The sequence below is a fragment of the Shinella zoogloeoides genome, from assembly GCF_022682305.1.
Lineage (GTDB): Bacteria > Pseudomonadota > Alphaproteobacteria > Rhizobiales > Rhizobiaceae > Shinella > Shinella zoogloeoides_B.
Genome location: NZ_CP093528.1, coordinates 2,567,062 through 2,586,043, shown reverse-complemented (window position 1 = coordinate 2,586,043; position 18,982 = coordinate 2,567,062). Strand labels below are relative to the sequence as shown.

At 63.6% G+C, this 18,982-nt stretch carries 18 protein-coding genes; 9 read left to right on the top strand and 9 right to left on the bottom strand.

Going from position 1 to position 18,982, the window contains the following annotated elements:
* Nucleotides 1–14 precede the first annotated feature (14 nt).
* A complete protein-coding gene (locus tag MOE34_RS12925) occupies nt 15–1,694 on the top strand; it encodes a formate--tetrahydrofolate ligase (RefSeq protein WP_242217476.1) in 1,680 nt (559 codons plus the stop codon).
* Nucleotides 1,695–1,727: 33 nt separating this feature from the next.
* Here MOE34_RS12925 and MOE34_RS12920 read toward each other — a convergent pair whose 3' ends face one another.
* From MOE34_RS12920 to MOE34_RS12910, 3 genes are all read right to left on the bottom strand, one after another.
* Nucleotides 1,728–2,234, bottom strand: a complete 507-nt coding sequence (locus MOE34_RS12920) for a DUF1993 domain-containing protein (protein ID WP_242217474.1) — start codon at nt 2,232–2,234, stop codon at nt 1,728–1,730.
* A 103-nt stretch (nt 2,235–2,337) separates the two neighbouring features.
* On the bottom strand, nt 2,338–3,039 hold the full coding sequence (locus MOE34_RS12915; RefSeq protein ID WP_431522441.1) for an extensin family protein: 702 nt from the start codon (nt 3,037–3,039) through the stop codon (nt 2,338–2,340).
* A gap of 99 nt (nt 3,040–3,138) precedes the next feature.
* Complete coding sequence (locus tag MOE34_RS12910) at nt 3,139–3,447, bottom strand: hypothetical protein (RefSeq protein ID WP_242217470.1); 309 nt, start codon at nt 3,445–3,447, stop codon at nt 3,139–3,141.
* 350 nt (nt 3,448–3,797) lie between these two features.
* Here MOE34_RS12910 and MOE34_RS12905 point away from each other — a divergent pair, with 350 nt between their 5' ends.
* The 3 genes from MOE34_RS12905 (at nt 3,798) to MOE34_RS12895 (ending at nt 9,784) form a co-directional block, all read left to right on the top strand.
* Nucleotides 3,798–6,056: a TonB-dependent hemoglobin/transferrin/lactoferrin family receptor gene (locus MOE34_RS12905; RefSeq protein ID WP_242217468.1), complete on the top strand. Its 2,259-nt coding sequence runs from the start codon at nt 3,798–3,800 to the stop codon at nt 6,054–6,056.
* Nucleotides 6,057–6,487: 431 nt separating this feature from the next.
* Nucleotides 6,488–8,677 (top strand): anthranilate synthase, encoded by a 2,190-nt coding sequence (locus MOE34_RS12900; protein ID WP_242217466.1) that lies wholly within the window; start codon nt 6,488–6,490, stop codon nt 8,675–8,677.
* 186 nt (nt 8,678–8,863) lie between these two features.
* Entirely contained in the window at nt 8,864–9,784 is a 921-nt protein-coding gene (locus tag MOE34_RS12895) for a cation diffusion facilitator family transporter (protein ID WP_242217464.1), read from the top strand.
* A 63-nt stretch (nt 9,785–9,847) separates the two neighbouring features.
* Here MOE34_RS12895 and MOE34_RS12890 read toward each other — a convergent pair whose 3' ends face one another.
* Entirely contained in the window at nt 9,848–10,426 is a 579-nt protein-coding gene (locus MOE34_RS12890; protein WP_242217462.1) for a HupE/UreJ family protein, read from the bottom strand.
* An 88-nt stretch (nt 10,427–10,514) separates the two neighbouring features.
* On the opposite strand from MOE34_RS12890, the gene MOE34_RS12885 reads away from it, so the two are divergent.
* The 3 genes from MOE34_RS12885 (at nt 10,515) to leuA (ending at nt 13,361) form a co-directional block, all read left to right on the top strand.
* Nucleotides 10,515–10,691: a hypothetical protein gene (locus MOE34_RS12885; protein ID WP_242217460.1), complete on the top strand. Its 177-nt coding sequence runs from the start codon at nt 10,515–10,517 to the stop codon at nt 10,689–10,691.
* On the top strand, nt 10,688–11,266 hold the full coding sequence (locus MOE34_RS12880) for an ATP-dependent Clp protease proteolytic subunit (RefSeq protein ID WP_242217458.1): 579 nt from the start codon (nt 10,688–10,690) through the stop codon (nt 11,264–11,266). The genes MOE34_RS12885 and MOE34_RS12880 overlap by 4 nt, the downstream gene beginning before the upstream one ends.
* A gap of 388 nt (nt 11,267–11,654) precedes the next feature.
* Nucleotides 11,655–13,361: a 2-isopropylmalate synthase gene (gene leuA / locus MOE34_RS12875; protein ID WP_242217456.1), complete on the top strand. Its 1,707-nt coding sequence runs from the start codon at nt 11,655–11,657 to the stop codon at nt 13,359–13,361.
* Nucleotides 13,362–13,431: 70 nt separating this feature from the next.
* Here leuA and MOE34_RS12870 read toward each other — a convergent pair whose 3' ends face one another.
* From MOE34_RS12870 to MOE34_RS12855, 4 genes are all read right to left on the bottom strand, one after another.
* Entirely contained in the window at nt 13,432–14,283 is an 852-nt protein-coding gene (locus MOE34_RS12870; protein ID WP_242217454.1) for an anti-sigma factor, read from the bottom strand.
* A 2-nt stretch (nt 14,284–14,285) separates the two neighbouring features.
* Nucleotides 14,286–14,804, bottom strand: coding sequence for an RNA polymerase sigma factor (locus MOE34_RS12865; RefSeq protein ID WP_160786841.1), 519 nt, complete (start codon nt 14,802–14,804; stop codon nt 14,286–14,288).
* Nucleotides 14,805–14,964: 160 nt separating this feature from the next.
* On the bottom strand, nt 14,965–15,558 hold the full coding sequence (locus MOE34_RS12860; RefSeq protein ID WP_242217452.1) for a hypothetical protein: 594 nt from the start codon (nt 15,556–15,558) through the stop codon (nt 14,965–14,967).
* An 86-nt stretch (nt 15,559–15,644) separates the two neighbouring features.
* Complete coding sequence (locus MOE34_RS12855; protein ID WP_242217450.1) at nt 15,645–16,547, bottom strand: metallophosphoesterase family protein; 903 nt, start codon at nt 16,545–16,547, stop codon at nt 15,645–15,647.
* Between the two features lie 110 nt (nt 16,548–16,657).
* Between MOE34_RS12855 and MOE34_RS12850 the strand changes: the two genes are divergently transcribed.
* Entirely contained in the window at nt 16,658–17,146 is a 489-nt protein-coding gene (locus MOE34_RS12850; protein WP_242217448.1) for an NUDIX domain-containing protein, read from the top strand.
* Nucleotides 17,147–17,148: 2 nt separating this feature from the next.
* On the opposite strand, the gene MOE34_RS12845 is transcribed toward MOE34_RS12850, so the two are convergent.
* The gene (locus MOE34_RS12845) at nt 17,149–18,135 is read right to left on the bottom strand and encodes a glutathione S-transferase family protein (RefSeq protein WP_242217446.1); all 987 of its coding nucleotides are present in this window, start codon (nt 18,133–18,135) and stop codon (nt 17,149–17,151) included.
* Between the two features lie 287 nt (nt 18,136–18,422).
* On the opposite strand from MOE34_RS12845, the gene MOE34_RS12840 reads away from it, so the two are divergent.
* Nucleotides 18,423–18,941, top strand: a complete 519-nt coding sequence (locus MOE34_RS12840) for a GNAT family N-acetyltransferase (RefSeq protein ID WP_431522440.1) — start codon at nt 18,423–18,425, stop codon at nt 18,939–18,941.
* Nucleotides 18,942–18,982: the final 41 nt, after the last annotated feature.

Here is an 18,982-nt window from a genome sequence, read left to right as displayed (position 1 = left end):
GGAGGGAACATCGCATGGCAGACGTGAAGTCCGATATCGAGATCGCCCGCGCGGCCCGCAAGAAGCCGATCCTGGAAATCGGCGGGAAGCTGGGAATTCCGCCCGAGCACCTGCTGCCCTACGGCCATGACAAGGCGAAGATCAGCGCCGAGTTCATCGCCGCGCAGAAGGGCAGGCCGAACGGCAAGCTGATCCTTGTCACCGCGATCAACCCGACGCCGGCCGGCGAGGGCAAGACGACCACGACGGTGGGCCTCGGCGACGGGCTGAACCGTATCGGCAAGAAGGCGATAACCTGCATCCGCGAGGCCTCGCTCGGACCCTGCTTCGGCGTCAAGGGTGGGGCGGCCGGCGGCGGCTATGCGCAGGTCGTGCCGATGGAGGACATGAACCTCCACTTCACCGGCGACTTCCATGCCATCACCTCGGCGCACAATCTTCTCGCCGCGCTCATAGACAATCACATCTACTGGGGCAACGAACAGAACATCGATATCCGCCGCATCGCCTGGCGGCGCGTGATGGACATGAACGACCGGGCGCTGCGCCACATCGTTGGCTCGCTCGGAGGCGTGGCCAACGGCTATCCGCGCGAGACCGGCTTCGACATCACCGTCGCCTCGGAGGTCATGGCGATCCTCTGTCTTGCAACGGACCTGAAAGACCTCGAAAAGCGCCTCGGTAGCGTCATCATCGGCTATCGCCGCGACAAGTCGCCGGTCTTCGCCCGCGACATCAAGGCGGACGGAGCGATGACGGTGCTGCTGAAGGACGCCATGCAGCCGAACCTCGTGCAGACGCTGGAGAACAATCCGGCCTTCGTGCATGGCGGCCCCTTCGCCAACATCGCGCATGGCTGCAATTCCGTCGTCGCCACCACGACGGCGCTGAAGCTTGCCGATTATGTGGTGACGGAAGCCGGCTTCGGCGCAGACCTCGGGGCGGAAAAGTTCTTCGACATCAAGTGCCGCAAGGCGGGGCTGAAGCCCGACGCGGCCGTGATCGTGGCGACCGTGCGCGCCATGAAGATGAACGGCGGCGTCAAGAAGGACGATCTCGGCCGGGAGAATGTCGAGGCGGTGAAGAAGGGTTGCGCCAATCTCGGCCGGCATGTGCAGAACGTCAAGAAATTCGGCGTGCCGGTTGTCGTCGCCATCAACCACTTCACCTCCGATACGGAGGCTGAGATCAGGGCGGTGAAGGATTTCGTCGCCACGCTCGGGGCCGAGGCCATCGTCTGCCGGCATTGGGCGGAAGGCTCGGCGGGCATCGAGGCGCTGGCCCGCAAGGTCGTCGACCTTGCCGAATCCGGCCTGTCGCAATTCTCGCCCCTCTATCCCGACGAGATGCCGCTGTTCCAGAAGATCGAGACGATCGCCAAGGATATCTACCACGCCGGCGAGGTCATCGCCGACAAGTCGGTGCGCGACCAGCTTCGCATATGGGAGGACCAGGGCTACGGCAACCTGCCGGTCTGCATGGCCAAAACGCAGTATTCCTTCTCGACCGACCCGAACCTGCGCGGCGCGCCATCTGGCCATACGGTGCCGGTGCGCGAGGTGCGCCTTTCGGCCGGCGCCGGTTTCGTCGTGGTCATCACCGGCGAGATCATGACCATGCCCGGCCTGCCGAAGGTGCCGTCCTCGGAAAGGATCTTCCTCAACGAGGACGGCCAGATCGAAGGCCTGTTCTGAAACATACGGGGCCTTCGGGCCCCGTTCTTCGCGTCAGGTCCGGCCGAGATAATCGAGCTTGCCCACGGAAACGCCGTTATGGCGCAGGATCGCATAGGCGGCCGTGAGGTGGAAATAGAAGTTCGGCAGCACGAAGGTGAGAAGATAATCCTTGCCCGGGGAACTCATTTCCCCGCCGCGCGTCTTCAGCACCACGGTGCGCGCCTCCGCGCCTGCGAAAGCCGCTTCCGGCACGGAGGCGAGATAGGCCGTCGTCTTTCCGATGCGCGCCCTGAGATCGGCGAGGGTCGTCTCGTCGTCCGCAAAGCTCGGCGCCTCCGTGCCGGTGAGGCGGGCGGCGGCGCCCTTGGCGGTGTCGCTCATGCGCTGCACCTGGCCGGCAAGCGAAAGCATGTCGGGTGCAAGGCGCGCATTCACCAGAACCTCTGGCTTGATTTTCTTCTCCTCCGCAAAGGCCTCGGCCTTGTCGAGCAGCTTGGACAGCACGGCAAAGCCGCGCTGGAAGGCAGGGATGGAGAGTTCGTAGGGCGTGATCGACATGGCAGGGCCTCTGGATGGGAATGGCGATTGGCCGCGACGGCCGGGCTAGAGATAGGTGTCGCCGCCAGGCCTTTTGAGATGCGGCCGAAAATATCGCGTGGCGTCACCAGCAATAGCGATATCCGCCGCGGCGCGCCTTCACGTCGAGATGCAGGTGGTTCTGGTGGGCGGCGTCGCTGCCGGGGTCGAGCACCGTCGTGAAGTAGAGGCAGGCGGCTTCGGTGATGGCGCGCTGGAAGGCGCCCTCCAGCGTGGCGTCCCTGTCGGCGGGGCGAATGACGAGCGTCTTTCCGCTTTTCAGCGTGAACCCGGCGATATCGATGGCGTTGCCGAAGGCGTGCTCGGAAATCTTGCCCTCCGGCGCGCCGTTGCGATTGCGGCAGACATAGGCAGAGGCCTGGGTGAGGCCGGTGATCGCGTCTTGTGGCATGGCCGCCGCGATGGCCGGCTTGACCGAGCCGTCCACCCAACGGGCAAGCTGCAACGCCGTCTCGCACCGCACGGTCGCGTCCGGCTCGACCTCGATGCCGCCGGCCAGGGCCTTGAGCGTTACCGGGTGTTCCATGCCGCAGGTCTGTCCGTCCTCGACGGTCGGCGCCTCTACGAAGACCGCGCCGGCCTTCCCGAGAGCCGCCCGGCAGGATGCCTGTTCTTCCGTGTCTTCCTGCGGGCGTTGTGCTGCCTTGTTTTCAACAGGTTCCACGACCTTGCGCTCGGGCCGGGCCGCGGGCAGGGGGCCGTCCTTCGGCAATTCGGCGGCTCCGGTGAGGAGCAGGACGGCGGCGAGAAGGGGCAGGCGGCGGATCGTGGCGATGGGGCGTCTCCCGGCTGATATGTCGGCGGGGAAACGTCGGACGGGCGATTTGGTTGCAGGAGGTGCGGCTGAGGCGTCGTTGCCGGCGTGCTAGATACCGGCGCCGTGCGTGATTTCCATGGCCGGCCGATCCCCCTCGATACAATCGACGACGATCGCCCGCACGTGCCGGATGATATGGATGTTGTCACCCGCATCGTTGCTTTCGATGAGGTCGAGAAAGAAGGCCGCCATGGTGCGCGCCTCGTTCGCGTTGCGCGGCACATGCCGGCAGATCGCCTGGAAGGCGGCAGCCATGTTGCCATCCAGCGCCCTGAATTCAGGCGTTTCGTAATGCTCGATCACTTCCGCCAGCCGCTGCTGCAGCTCGCGGAACCTGTCCACCATGCGGGAAACCATGGAATTGCCTTGCTGCCTGTGTTTCCGTCAAGCCATTAGCATATGCTTACGGATTGGGAAAATACCCGCAACGCTGAAAATTCGCGATTCCGGCGGCAGGCACCGAGCGTGGCTTGAGCGGGGCGGGCAATCCACCCTTTTGAAAATCGTCATTTATGTGACAGCGCCGCTCTTCATCGATAGTGGATTGATAAAGTCATCTTTTTTATGTTGACAAGTTTAATCATGTTTCATAGCGATGAGGCGGGCTTCAGGCCCGATCATGTTTTCGCCATATTTCCGCATGGCTGAGAGCCGGCGCATCCCCTGCGTCTGGCCGCTGTCGTGCGCGCTGACCCAAGAGGATAGACATGCAGGCCCGGCGTTACCGCTCCGCACTTCAGGCTTGCACGGCGCTGGCCGTGCTCTCGCTCTCCACCGGCGCTTCCGCACAGGATGCCGCAAACGGCGCTGCTGCCACCACGAACCTTCAGCCGGTTGTGGTGAAGGGGAAACGGGTTGTCCGGCGGGCGGGCAGCGTTGAGGATACTCCTCTCGCCGTGCAGACGAGCGCGGAGCAGCTACGCCGCCAGGAAATAAATTCCCCCTCGGATATCTCGCGCCTGGACCCGAGCGTTCAGTATTCGCCGGCTGACAGGGGCTTTGTCATCCGAGGTATGGAACCCAACCGGGTGACGACGCTGATCGACGATATCCCGCAGCCTCATATGAGCAATTTCGCCCGTGCGGGGTCGCCGGCATCATCGACGACCAATGCCGATGGCGGCACGACCGCCTTCTCCTTCAACTCCGTTTCCACCCTGGATATCGTCAAGGGGGCAGACTCGAGCCGCGCGGGATCCGGTGCCCTTGGCGGCGCTGTCGTTCTGCGCACGCTGGAGCCTGAAGACCTGATCAAGGAAGGACGCGATTGGGGCGGCATCGGCAAGGCCACCTATGATAGCGCCAACAAGGGGCTTGGCGGCAGCCTCGCGGTGGCGAAGCGTTTCGACGATACCAGCGTGCTGTTCCAGGGATCCTATCTGCGCGGGCATGAGACGCGTGGCACCGGCACGGTCGGCGGTATCGGCTTCAAGCGTGACGAGGCCAATCCGGCTGACCTTTCGGAAACCAACCTGCTCTTCAAGCTTCGCCACGAGCTTGAAGGAGGGCACAAGATCGGCTTGACGGCCGAGCACTATAATCGTGATGTCGATACCGAACTCCTGACCCTACGCAACGGAACAAACTCCGCCCGAGGCTTTAGGGATTTCTTCGGCTTTGAGGAAAGCAAGCGTGACCGGGTCTCGCTGGATTACCAGCTGACAGAACCCGGCGGCTTCTTCGATTCGATCCGGTCTTCGATTTACTGGCAGAATGTAAAACGAGATGTAGGCAACGAGGGTATACGTCTTGTTGCTCCAATAGGTGATTGGTACCGCTCGACACAGCTTGAAGAGCAGTCTGTCGGCATTGCCAGCACGTTCAATAAGGCGTTCGAAACAGGTAATGTCAGTCATGACCTGACGATCCGCGGTAACTTCTCCTATTTCTGGGCGGAGTCCTACACGGCGGGTGATGACGGCTGCGTCAGAGGGACATTTTCAGGGACTACTTGCGGTTCGCTCCACGTCAATCAAGCGGACATGCCGGACGTGAATGGCACAAGGTTCGCCGTCACCGTGGACGATAAAATGCGTTATGACGATTCCGCCTGGTCCGTGACGCCGGGGCTTGCCTTCGATTGGTTCCACTATAGCCCGCAGGAAACGGACTCGTTCTCGGTTGAGAACGCCGGCTATGTCGGCATGCCGGATTCGAAGAGCGGCTTGCGTCTCTCGCCGAAGCTGTTGGTCGGGTATGATGTGTCCCCGGACCTGGAGCTTTTTGCCCAAGCCTCGATGGCCTACCGGGCGCCGAACGTCAACGAATTGTATCTGCGCTTCAAGGGGTCCCCATTTACCGGCGCCAATTATTTTATGATCGGCAATCCCGATCTGAAGTCGGAAACGGGGACGGGATTTGAACTTGGTGGCAATTACGACGCTGGCGATACCACGATGCGGGTGGTCGGCTTCTACAATCGGTACCGGAACTTCATCGATGTGCAGAAGTATGGACCCTCGACGAATACGGTCTACGAATATTATAATCGCGACCGCGTTCGAGTCGCGGGGTTGGAAGTCAGTGCATCCCACGCATTTGACAATGGATTCCACATCAACGGCTCGCTCAGCTACACGAGCGCCAAGGATACGGACACCGACGAGGCTGTGCGCACTGTCGTGCCATTCAAGGCCGTTACGGGGATCGGTTACAGTCAGGATGATTGGGGCGTCGATCTGACCGGTATCTTCGCCAACGCCATGCGCAAGTCCTCTGTTGCAAGTGATTTCAATGCGCCGGGCTATGGTGTCGCCAATCTGACGGCATGGTGGGAGCCGGAGGGAACCGAAGGTCTCCGGATCCAGGCCGGCGTCTACAATATCTTCGACAAGCAGTACTGGAACGGCGTCGCATCGCGTACTGTGTCGACTGATACCCCTGCAATCGGCAACTCCAACCAGCCCCTTGCCTACTATTCCGAGCCGGGGCGCAGCTTCAGGATCTCCCTTACCAAGACGTTCTGAGCATGGATGAGGAGGGGCACTCGTAGCCGCCCCTCAGACTGCCGAAACGGTGTGCAAACCTCTCATCCGTCATGCCCGGGCTTGTCCCGGGCATCCGCAACGCCTCTGTTTTCAATGCGTTGGTGGACCTTCGGCACAAGGCCGAGGATGACGGCGGCGGGCGAGGTGGGGTTTGTCACGGGTTGGGGGCGGCGTCTTATCGCCGCCCCCTTTTCTTCGGGCCTCGGCAGGAGGCCCTTGCGCAAGTCCCCATCTGCGGCTAACACTTGCCCCATGATAAACGCACGTATCATTGCCGGCTGGTGGTGGGTTCGCTGAGGCGGCCTTGACCAGTCATGCGTGATTGAGACGATGAGCCGCCCGGAAAATTCGAGGCGGCTTTTTTGTGTTCGGCCGCCTTGCGAAGACCGGGCCTGAAACGGAGTTGGGGAATGGCCACGAAAATTCTGGAAGATGGCGGCGAAGCCTATGAAACGCGCGGCGGGGTGACCGTCACGCGCCGCCGCCGCGCGGCGGATTATGCCGATGCGATCTCCAGCTACATCGACAAGCTCGACGAGCGGCGCGGGGCGGTCTTCTCCTCGAACTATGAATATCCGGGCCGCTATACGCGCTGGGATACGGCCGTGGTCGATCCGCCGCTCGGCATCTCCTCCTTCGGCCGCGCCGTCTGGATCGAGGCCTATAACGCCCGCGGCGAGGTGCTGCTGTCGCTGATCGCCGACCGGCTGGCCGAGGTGCGGGAACTGGCGCTCGGCGCGCGCACGGCAACCCGCCTCGATCTTGACGTGAAGCTGCCCGACCGGGTGTTCACCGAGGAGGAGCGCTCCAAGATGCCGACGGTCTTCACGGTGCTGCGCGCCGTGACGGACCTCTTCCATTCGGCCGAGGATGCCAGCCTCGGCCTCTACGGCGCCTTCGGCTACGATCTCGCCTTCCAGTTCGACGCCATCGACCTCAAGCTGACGCGGCCGGACGACCAGCGCGACATGGTGCTCTTCCTGCCGGACGAGATTCTCGTCGTCGACCATTATGCGGCCAAGGCCTGGATCGACCGCTACGATTTCGCCAAGGACGGGTTTTCGACGGAAGGCAAGGGCGAGGCGATTGCCGCCGAGCCGTTCCAGACCGTCGATGTCATTCCGCCGCACGGCGACCACCGGCCCGGCGAATATGCCGAGCTGGTCGTCAAGGCGAAGGAGAGCTTCAAGCGCGGTGATCTCTTCGAGGTCGTTCCCGGCCAGAAGTTCTTCGAGCGCTGCGAGAGCAAGCCGTCGGAAATCTCCCGCCGCCTCAAGGCGATCAATCCGTCGCCCTATTCCTTCTTCATCAACCTCGGCAACCAGGAATATCTCGTCGGTGCATCGCCGGAAATGTTCGTGCGCGTGTCGGGCCGGCGCATCGAAACCTGCCCGATCTCGGGCACGATCAAGCGCGGCGACGACCCGATCGCCGACTCGGAACAGATTCTGAAGCTGCTGAACTCCAAGAAGGACGAATCCGAGCTGACCATGTGCTCGGACGTCGACCGCAACGACAAGAGCCGCGTCTGCGAGCCGGGTTCGGTCAAGGTCATCGGCCGCCGGCAGATCGAGATGTATTCGCGCCTCATCCACACGGTCGACCATATCGAAGGGCGCCTGCGCGACGACATGGACGCCTTCGACGGCTTCCTCTCGCACGCCTGGGCCGTCACCGTGACAGGGGCGCCGAAACTGTGGGCGATGCGCTTCATCGAGGCGCATGAGAAAAGCCCGCGCGCGTGGTATGGTGGGGCGATCGGCATGGTCGGCTTCAACGGCGACATGAACACCGGCCTGACGCTGCGCACCATCCGCATCAAGGACGGCATCGCGGAAGTGCGCGCCGGCGCCACGCTGCTCTACGATTCCAGCCCGGAAGAAGAAGAAGCCGAAACCGAACTGAAGGCCTCCGCCATGATTGCAGCCATCCGCGACGCCAGATCCGGCAATTCCGCCAAGGTCCAGCGCGATGTCGCGACGGTCGGGGCAGGGGTGAAGATCCTGCTCGTCGACCATGAGGACAGCTTCGTCCACACGCTTGCCAACTATTTCCGCCAGACCGGTGCGGACGTGACGACCGTGCGCACACCGGTTCCCGAAGAGGTGTTCGACCGAATCAGGCCGGACCTCGTCGTGCTGTCGCCCGGGCCGGGCAATCCGAAGGATTTCGACTGCAAGGCGACGATCCGCAAGGCGCGGGAGCGGAACCTGCCGATCTTCGGCGTCTGCCTCGGGCTTCAGGCCCTGGCGGAAGCCTATGGCGGCGAACTGCGCCAGCTTGCCGTTCCCATGCACGGCAAGCCCTCACGCATCCGCGTGCTGGAGCCGGGCATCGTCTTCTCCGGCCTCGGCAAGGAGGTGACGGTCGGGCGCTATCACTCGATCTTCGCCGATCCAGCGACGCTGCCGCGTGATTTCATCATCACGGCGGAGAGCGAGGACGGCACGATCATGGGTATCGAACACGCCAGCGAGCCGGTGGCGGCGGTGCAGTTCCACCCCGAATCGATCATGACGCTCGGCCAGGACGCCGGCATGCGCATGATCGAGAACGTGGTGGCGCATCTGTCGAAGAAGGCGAAGGTGAAGGCCGCTTAGGTCGGTGGGTTGCCCCCGGAGGGGCGACGCTAACCTGTGCACCTGGCCGTGCGGGCTTTGACAAAGCCGCCTGTCTGGTCCATAGCGAAACCCGAAGAGAAAAACCGCGTGCACGTCCCCGTGCGCGCGGTTTTGCGTTGATGGACCAGGCTTTTGCAACTCGTTTGCATGCGCATGGAGAGCGGTATGAAAAATTCGGACAAGGTCAGGCGGCTCGCTCTGTGGGGCATTCCACTGTCGCTCGGCGTGATGGGGTTGAAGCTCGTCGCCTGGTGGGTGACGGGGTCGGTGGCGCTGCTTTCGGACGGGCTGGAATCGAGCGTCAACGTGGTGGCGGCCATCGTCGCCTTCGTGGCGGTCAGCTATGCGGCCAAGCCCGCCGACAAGACCCATCCCTTCGGGCACCACAAGGCCGAATATCTCTCGGCGGTTCTCGAAGGCGTGCTTATCGTGGTGGCGGCGCTGCTGATCGTCATGGCGGCCCTGCCGGCCGTGCTGGCGCCCGAGCCGATGGACGCGCCGGTTCTCGGCCTTGTCATCAATTTCGCGGCGGGCGTGATTAACGCGGCCTGGGCCTATGTGCTCATCCGCGCCGGCCGGCGCTATCGCTCGCCGGCGCTGGCGGCGGACGGGCAGCATATCCTGTCGGATGTCGTCACCTCGGTCGGCGTGCTCATCGGCCTCGTGCTGGCGATCGCCACCGGCTTTGCGGTGCTCGATCCGCTGCTGGCGGTGCTCGTCGCGCTCAACATCCTCTACCAGGGCTGGAAGGTCATCGCCCACTCCGTCGACGGGCTGATGGACCATGCGGTGGAGCCGGACGAGGCGGAGGCGATCAAGGCGGCGATCGCGGCGAACGGCGCCGGCTCGCTTGGCGTGCACGACCTCAAGACCCGCAGGGCGGGAGCGGCGACCTTCGTCGATTTCCACCTCGTCGTGCCGGCGGCGATGCCGGTGGGCGAGGCGCACGAGATCTGCGACCGGCTGGAGGACGCTATCGGCGCCGTGCAGCCGGGCGTGCATGTCGCCATCCATGTCGAGCCGGAGACGGAGAAGGCTCACGGCGAGCGGGTTCGCGTTGCGCCGCCCGTCGCGGCCGCGCCATAAATAAACAAAAGCGGCGATGCGCGTGCACCGCCGCTTTTCAAACCATAGCCCGGAAGCCGGCCGTCAGCCGAAGGCGAGCACCAGCCCCGCAAGCGCCGTCAGGCCGCCGATGATGCGGGCGGCGAGAGCACCGCCGGAAAGGCGGGCGATGCCGAGGCCAAGCCCGATACCGGCGATATGCAGGAAGGCCGTCGCAACGACGAAACCGACGCCGAACTGTAGGGCGCCCGCCGAGCCGAGTTCGCCGCCATGGGCATGGCCATGGAACAGCGCGAAGACGGCGACGATGGCGGCGGACATGACGGTGTCGAGCTTGACGGCCATGGCGACCAGCAGGCCGAGGGCGACGACCGAGGCGAGGATGGCCGGCTCGACGAAGGGCAGGCCGATGCCGGCAAGCGCGAGGCCGAAGCCGATGGCCATCGTGGTGACGAAGGCGAGCGGCACGCCCCAAAGCGCCTTGCCGCCGATCTGTGCGGCCCACAGGCCGACCGCGACCATGACGAGGATGTGATCGAGGCCGAAGAGCGGGTGCGAGAGGCCCGCCATGAAGGAGCCGTGCTCTTCCGGATTGAGATGGGCGAAGGCGGGCGCGGCGGTGGCCGCAAATGCGGTGAATGCGAGTATGATGCGCTTGATCATGGTATCCCCTTTTCCGCTGCCTTTGGTTGGTCGGTGATGCAGTTTTTCAGTAATGTGCATACTCTAGTGGGCAAGGCGCAATCCGTCCATGGTAAAAGCCATGGTTGTTTTGCCGAATGACAGGCGCTGGGCGTTTACCCTGTTTTCCCGCCGCGTGGACAAACCCTATCGCGCGTTATCGCTTTGTTGCATTGTCTTGGCCGGTGAGTCGCATTATCTGAACGGCGACAGGACTATTGACGAGCAATCCGGAGACTTTGGATGAGCGACGAAGACGACAAGAAGACGGAACTGCCCCTGGGCAAGGAAACGGAGGCGAACCTTTTCAAGTCGCGTTCGATCTTCATCTACGGGCCGATCAACCAGGAACTGGCGCAGAAGGTCTGCTCGCAGCTCGTGGCGCTCGCCGCCGCCGGTGACGAGGATATCCGCATCTACGTCAACTCGCCGGGCGGCCATGTGGAATCGGGCGATTCGATCCACGACATGATCAAGTTCATCAAGCCGAAGGTCTGGATGATCGGCACGGGCTGGGTCGCCTCGGCCGGTGCGCTGATCTACGTCGCCGTACCCAAGGAACGGCGCATCTGCCTGCCGAACACCCGCTTCCTGTTGCACCAACCGTCGGGCGGCACCCGCGGCATGGCATCGGATATCGAGATCCAGGCCCGTGAAATCATCAAGATGAACGAGCGCCTGAACAAGATCTTCGCCGACGCGACCGGCCAGCCGATCGAGAAGATCGCCAAGGACACGGACCGCGACTACTGGCTCTCGGCGGAAGAAGCCAAGGGCTACGGCCTCGTCTCGCGCATCGTGACCTCGCAGGCAGATATCTGAGGCGTTTCTGCCCCTTGAATTGACGAAGCCCTCCCATAGCGGAGGGCTTTTTCTTTCAGGTGGGTTGCACAGCGGCCTTCCTGCCGGTATAAGCCGCCTCATGTTGAAGACCGGCGCACAGATCATCGAACGAGTTTCCCGCGGCAGCGTTGCTGTTCGCGAGCGTTCGCGCGGCTTCTCCTCGCTTCTTCTTCTCGGCCTTACGCGCGGTTGCCGGGTTCGCTGAGGAGCGCCCGGCGGCCGAAAAGCCCTGCCGGCAATAGCTCCTCGCTTCACCCCATGCATTAATTCCGGTTCTGGCCGCCCATGGCCAGCATTCGCCGTCGCCAAGCGCCGATCCTTGCGCTAAGACCTTCCGCGAATGCCGGGACGACGAAGAGAAGACGCGATGATTCTGAAGACCCACACCCCCAAGCAGGGCATGTCCGAGGCGGCGGTCAAGTACCAGCCTTACCCCACGATCAACATTCCGGACCGCACCTGGCCGGGCAAGACGATCACCAAGGCGCCGATCTGGTGCTCGGTGGATCTGCGCGACGGCAACCAGTCGCTGATCAACCCGATGGGCCACGACCGCAAGGCCCGCATGTTCCAGCTCCTGCTCGACATGGGCTTCAAGGAAATCGAAATCGGCTTCCCCTCTGCCTCGCAGACCGACTTCGACTTCGCCCGCTGGTGTGTCGAGGAAGGCAACGTGCCGGACGACGTCTCGCTGCAGGTGCTGGTGCAGTGCCGTCCCGAGCTGATTACCCGGACCTTCGAGGCGCTGGAAGGCGCGCATCAGCCGATCATCCATTTCTACAACTCGACCAGCGAGCTGCAGCGCCGCGTCGTATTCGCCAAGGACGTCGCAGGTATCAAGCAGATCGCGACCGATGCGGCCAAGATGATCACCGACATGGCGGCCAAGGCCGGCGGCGGCTATCGCTTCGAATATTCGCCGGAGAGCTTCACCGGCACCGAGCTGGAAGTGGCGCTGGAAATCTGCAACGCGGTCGTCGAGATCGTGAAGCCGACGGCCGACAACAAGCTGATCCTGAACCTGCCCTCGACCGTCGAGATGGCGACGCCGAACATCTATGCCGACCAGATCGAATGGATGTGCCGCAATATCGACAACCGCGAGAACGTGCTCATCTCGCTGCATCCGCATAACGACCGCGGCACCGGTATCGCCGCGACGGAACTCGGCCTGATGGCCGGTGCGGATCGCGTGGAAGGCACGCTGTTCGGCAATGGCGAGCGCACGGGCAATGTCGACGTCGTCACGCTGGCGCTGAACATGTACACGCAGGGCGTCGATCCCAAGCTCGACTGCTCGGATATCGAACGCATCAAGGCCGTCTACGAATATTCCAACGAGATGGTCATTCCCGAGCGACACCCTTATGTCGGCGAACTGGTCTACACGGCCTTCTCCGGCTCGCACCAGGACGCCATCAACAAGGGCATGAAGGCCATCAAGAAGGCCAACAAGCCGCTGTGGGAAGTGCCCTACCTGCCGATCGACCCGCAGGACGTCGGCCGCTCCTACGAGGCGATCATCCGCATCAACTCGCAGTCCGGCAAGGGCGGCATCGCCTATATCCTGCAGGAAGACTACGGCATCAACCTGCCGCGCAACCTGCAGGTGGAGTTCCGCGACGAGATCCAGCGCATTACGGATGAGGAAGGCGTGGAGCTGCCGGCCAAGCGCATCCATGAAAGCTTCATCGCGCGCTATGTCACGCAGCCGGGCACGCGCCTGCGTTTCGTCGACCACCACACCTATCCCGATGCCGGCAACAAGGGATCGCGCATCGTTGCCGCCGAGATCACCGACGGTGGCGAGGCCAAACGCATCGAGGGCAAGGGCACCGGCCCGATCGACGGCTTCATCAATGCGCTGTCGATCTATCTCGGCGTGCCGATGTCGGTGGTCGATTATTCCGAGCATTCGCTGCAGCAGGGTTCGAACGCGGCGGCCATCGCCTATGTCGAAGTCCAGCATCCGGGCGGCAAGCTGTTCGGCGTCGGCATCAACACGAATATCGTGACGGCCTCGCTCGAAGCCATCGTCTCGGCGGCCAACCATGTGATCGCCGCACGCGGCTGATCGCGCGCTACGGCACAAGAAAGCGCCCGGCAGCGATGCTGCCGGGCGCTTTTGTTTGGGCGGAATGCGCTCAGATCTTGGTGGCGACCGTCTGGGCGATGCGCTCGAGATTCGGGTCGGAGGAGGGGCCGACCACGACGAAGGAAGCATTGCCCCGCTGCCAGGAGATAAGGCCGAGGTCGTCGCGGATGCTTTCCGTCAGATCCGTCTTGCCGTCTACCGGTTCGCTCTTCAGGAAACAGATCGCGAAGACCTCGTTCTCGGCGTCGCGGTAGAGCAGTTGCGCGGTCGGCCGGCCGCCGGCCACCAACAGGCGCGCGCCCTCGAAGGTGAGGTTCTGGGCGGAGAGGTCCGGCACCGTGAAGCCGACACCGGTGCTGGCCGTGAGCCATTCGACGATATGGGCCTTGTCGTCGGCCGCCACCTCCGCGAGGTGGCGCGTCTGATGCGCATAGATGCGGTGGTAGTCCGCGATATCGTCCAGCCAGGTGCGGACGGGCGCGAAGGACTCGGAGGCGACCTGGGAGGTCTGCTTCTGCTCGGAGATAAGATAGCCGGCGGCACCGCCGGCGAGGAAAATCACCAGCGAGGCGGCGAGCGCCTGCGGCCAGAAGGCGCTGCGGCGCGCGGCGGGCACGGCGGAGACCGGGATGGCGGCGATGCCGAGCTTCGGCGTTTCGTCCTCGTCCTTGCCGGCTTCCTTGATGTTGCGCACCAGATCGAGCGGGATCGGGTCCTGCAGCATCCTGTCGAAGGCGCGCGCGCCGAATTCGCTGCCGAGCTTGAGCTTCTCATAGGTCGCGCGCGCAGCGTCGTCGGCGGCGAGGAGGGCGTTGATTTCTTCCACTTCCGCTTCCGGTAGCTGGCCGTCCAGATAGGCCGACAGGCGTACTTCGAGCGGGAGACCCTGCGTGCTTTCCACGATCAGGCCCTCCTTTCCGTCTGTTCGGAGATCATGGCCGCGAGCCTGATGCGGGCCGCCGAAAGCCGGCTCATCACGGTGCCGATCGGTATCCCGAGGATATCCGCCGCTTCCCGATAGCTATGGCCTTCGACATTCACCAGCAGGAAGACGCTCGAAAGGCCTTCCGGCATGGTCATGATCAACTTGTGCAACTGCTTGGCATAGACCGCCTTGTCGGCCGACGCCTCGATATGCAGGCTATCCTGCTCGGCAACATCTACCGTACCGGACCCTGTGCGGACCTTTCGCTTGCGGATCTCGTCCACCCAGAGATTGCGCGTCATTGCATAAACCCAGCTTTCCAGCCGGCCTTCCCCGTTCCACAGATGGCTTCGCGTGATGGCCCTTTCGCAGGCCTCCTGTACGAGGTCGTCCGCATCGCTGCCGTTGCGCGTCAGCGTCATGGCGAAACGCCGCAACTTCGGCAGCAAATTGACCAATTCTCGCCGGAACTCTTTCGATTCTGCCGTCGGACGCATTGCTTTTCCAAGGGAACGTTCGGGATCAAAACTCTATTCGCTCCCGACCGGGCAGCGACCGCCTGATATGAAACATTCTTCCTTGGGTCCGCAAGCGCGAACGGCAACCGGAACGCAGTTTCCCCGCGTTCCGCGACGTTTGTCCCCGACCGGGACAGGCTCAGTAGCCGGTGCGTTCGCCGCCCAGCGATTGAAGGAGGGCGCGATAGGCCCAGGTGTTCTCACCGCCCCGGTCGCGGATCTCGACGAGCTGCACGCGCGCACCCTCGATATCGCCCTGTTCGATCAGGGCCTGGCCCATATAGGAGCGGGCGAGAATGTAGTTCTCGTCCTTCTGCAGCGCCCGTCTGTAATAGCGCATGCCGAGTTCCATGTTGCCGAGCTTGCGGGTGTTGTAGCCGAGATAGTTGAGGATGCGCGGGTCTTCCTGGTCCGAGGCGGCGCGCAATGCCCGCAGCGCATTCCCATACTGGCCGGCATAGGCGAATTCGCGTGCGGCGGCGTAGAGCCTGTCGTCGATCTCGCGCTCGGACTTCTTCTGCTCTTCCGGTTTCTTGTGCTTGGCCGGTTTCATGTCCTCCGCCGCGATGCATTCCTTCTTCTCGGTGCTCCAGATCTTGCCGCCGGTACAGGTCGTGGTGGTTTCGGTCGCCACGGGCGGGGTGGTCGTGTCGCTGTCGGCCGCGCGCGCGGCGGAGAACGCCGTCAGCGAAACGGCGGCGCAGAACGATAGCAGCATGGTATGGCGGAGCATGTCAGGTTCCTCCTCGATCGGGCCGTCTGCCGGGCGCAGGCCGCTTCAGGTGGAGGGAACGGATGGGGCCGTGGATTTATTCGTGCCTAGAAGCGCGAGGTCTCGGCGAGCGTCAGCGCAAGGCCGTCCCCGGTCAGCGCATAGCGCTCGCGCTCGACGGTCCAGTTGCCCGGCGCGCCGGAGATGGAGAAGAGGTTGTACCCCGCCGGCGGCTTGTGGCCTCCCGGTCCCTGCGAGGCAGAGGCGATGCCTACCACCGGCACCGGCTTCGTCTGGCCGGGCAGCCAGTTCACCGTGTTGAGATGGGTATGGCCGTGCAGCACCAGCTCCGCGCCACCTGTCGAAATGGTCGCGGCGAAGCGGCGGATGCCGATCATGCGCTTGTGGAAGGAAGTCGCGCCGCGGATCGGCGGATGGTGGATGAGCACGACGCGGAAAAGGCCGGCCTCGCCCGCCGCGCGCAGCATGTTCACCGCCTCGCGCGCCTGCCGGCTGCCGAAATAGCCTGACGCCGAGAAGGGCGGGGTCGCCACCGCCGTCGAGCAGCCGATGATCGCCACCTGCCCGCGCACGCGCAGATAGGGAAAGACGTGCCTGTCTTCTTGCCACTCGTCCGGGCCGGCGTCGCCGCGCATGTAGGGATACCAGGCGCGCGTCGACTTCTCGTAGGCGCCGCGCACATAGGCATCGTGATTGCCCGGCACGACGGAGACGTTTTCCGGCGTGCCCGCTTCCGGCAGCCAGCGCTTCACGGCGGCGATCTCCAGTGAAGAGGCGAGGTTCACGAGGTCGCCGGTAATGGCCAGATGGTCGGGGTTCTGCCGCTCGATATCGTCCAGCACGATGTCCAGCGTGTTGGTGAAGAGGTGCCGGCGGCGGTTGCGGTGCCAGTTCACGAAGCCGGTGATGCGCTTGGAGAACAGTTCCAGGAAGGTGAGGGCCGGCAGCGGCCCGAGGTGGACGTCCGATATATGGGCAAGTCTGAACATACCTTTCCTTAGAGCATAAGACCGGCAAGGGAAACGCAAGGCGTGGATATTCCTTGCCATTTGCGGTGGTGTGTCTTGATTTGGCCGGGCGGTTCCGGCGAAGTGCCGCGATGGATGACAACATCTCGCCGGTCGGAGGCCCGTTCGTGAACCTTGTGAAGCGCGTGCTGCACGGCTACTTCGCGTTGTCGCGCGGCATGACGATGGGCGTTCGCGCGGCCTGTTTCGACGAGGCCGGCCGCATCTTCCTCGTGCGCCACAGCTACGTGCCGGGCTGGCATCTGCCGGGTGGTGGCATCGAGCGGGGGGAGACGGCGCTGGAGGCGCTGGCCAAGGAAATCAGGGAGGAGGGCAACCTTGCCATCGGCGCGCCGCCGCAGCTCCTCCATGTCTATTTCAACCGGCAGACCAGCAAGCGCGACCATGTGCTGCTCTATCGCTGCGATGGCGTGGCGCAGACGGCGCCGCGCCTCCGGGATCGCGAGATTGTCGAGGCCGGCTTCTTTGCGCTCGACGCCCTGCCGGCCGCGACCACGGCGGCGACCCGCCGGCGGCTGGAGGAGATCGCCGGCCGGTCGCCCTTCGCGGATTACTGGTAGGTTCAGGCCGCCTTCAGCCCTTCGCGACCGTGCGGGACGGAAAGGTCCATCTGCGGGCCGACCGGTACCACGCCCGTCGGGTTGATCGTGACGTGGCTTCGGTAATAGTGCTCCTTGATGTGGCGCATGTTCACCGTGTCGGCGACGCCGGGCACCTGGTAGAGGTCGCGCAGGTAGCCGTAGAGGTTCGGATAGTCGGCGATGCGGCGGATGTTGCACTTGAAGTGTCCGACATAGACCGGATCGAAGCGCACCAGAGTCGTGAAGAGCCGCCAGTCGGCCTCGGTGATGCGCCCGCCGGTGAGGTAGCGCTTCGTCGAAAGCCGCTCTTCAAGGCTGTCCAGCATCGTGAAGAGCCTGTTGACGTTGGCCTCATAGGCTTCCTGCGTCGTCGCGAAGCCGGCCTTGTAGACGCCGTTGTTGACGGTGTCGTAGATGCTGTCGTTCAGCGCGTCGATTTCGGCGCGCAGCGGCTCCGGGTAGAAGTCCTCGCGCGAGCCGGTGATATGGTCGAAGGCGGTGTTGAACATGCGGATGATCTCGGCCGATTCGTTCGAGACCATGCGGTTCTCTTTCTTGTCCCACAGGACGGGCACGGTGACACGGCCGGAATAGTGCGGATCGGCCTTGAGATAGACCTCGTAGAGCGCGGCGGCGCCGAACAGCGGATCGAGCGTGCCGCCGTTCTCGCCCTTGAACTCCCAGCCCTTCGACAGCATCAGCGGATCGACGACGGAGACGGTGATAAGGTCTTCTAGCTTCTTCAGCTTGCGGAAGATCAGCGTGCGGTGCGCCCAGGGACAGGCAAGCGAGACATAGAGATGGTAGCGGCCGGCCTCAGCCGCAAAGCCGCCTTCGCCGGTCGGGCCGGGCGCGCCGTCCGGCGTGATCCAGTTGCGGAACTGCGAGACGGAACGCTGGAAATGGCCCTTCGTCGCCTTCGTATCGTACCAGACGTCATGCCAGACGCCGTCAACGAGCATGCCCATGATTGTCTCCTTCGCCGCCGATCGCGGCCTGAACGTGCGTTCATAGATAGCGCATGGGGCGGGGCTGGATAGGCGCTTTTTAGTGAACGGTGCGTTTTGCTCTTTGACAGAGTGAAAATTTCTGCTATCCGCGCAGACCAGTACCGGCGCTCCGGCCGGCGAGGAAGACGACAGGCATGTTCTACACGGGAACCCCACGACGACGCTGATGCTCACGCTGCGCCCCCTTCGGCGGCGGCGCGATCACCTGCATCCCAGCTTCGTATCCGGTTCCCTGATCCATGAACATGCTCAAGCACGATATCGTCTACCTGACGGAAGATACCTCCCACGACGCCGCCATCGAACTGATCAACGAGGAAGCCTTCGGCCCGGGCCGGCACGTCCGTGCCGCCGCGCGTATCCGCGAGCAGGGGCCGCACGATCTCTCGCTCTCCTTCGTCTGCACGGACGACGGCGAGACGATCGCCTCGGTGCGCATGACGCCCGTTCTGGCCGGCGGCGTGAAGGCGCACCTGCTCGGTCCGCTCGCCGTGCGCCCCTCGCACAAGAACCGGGGCATCGGCCGGGAACTCCTGCGCATCGCCTGCGCTGCCGCGAAGCGCAAGGGGTCGGAAGCCGTCGTGCTCGTCGGCGATCCGCCCTATTATGGTCCGCTCGGCTTCGAGAAGGTGGCGTGGAACGCGCTTACCTTCCCCGGTCCTGTCGATCCGGCCCGCGTGCTCGTCATGCCCTTTGCGGAAGATACGCATGAGCGGCTGAAGGGCGTCATCGCCTGGCGGGACGATGGGGCGGAAGGGCGGTAAGGCCCTCCCTCGACAATTTGCCCCTCACCCTAACCCTCTCC